Annotated in this window: 1 protein-coding gene; it reads left to right on the top strand. The window is 69.8% G+C overall.

The window, feature by feature from the left end:
• The coding region (locus MD536_RS21255; RefSeq protein ID WP_262916069.1) for a glycosyltransferase family 2 protein at nucleotides 1-288 on the top strand (288 nt) is incomplete at both ends.

Raw genomic sequence — 288 nt, forward strand, 5'->3', positions numbered from 1 at the left:
TTCCGGCCGTCGATCACGGTGGTGGTCCCGGCCTATAACGAGGGCCCGTTCATCGCCAGGACGCTGGCCGCGGCCGTCGCCGCCGACTACCCCGCGTCGAAGAAGCAGATCGTGGTCATCGACGACGGCTCGACGGACGACACCGCCGAGTCGGTGCGGCAGTTCATGGCGGCCCGGCCCGGCGCGCTGGAGTTCGTGCGCTTCGACGCGAACCGAGGCAAACGCGCGGCGATGGCCGAAGGCGTGCAGCGGGCCACCGGGGAGATCGTCGTCTTCATCGATTCCGAC

The sequence above is a fragment of the Flavihumibacter cheonanensis genome, assembly GCF_022352215.1.
Lineage (GTDB): Bacteria > Bacteroidota > Bacteroidia > Chitinophagales > Chitinophagaceae > Flavihumibacter > Flavihumibacter cheonanensis.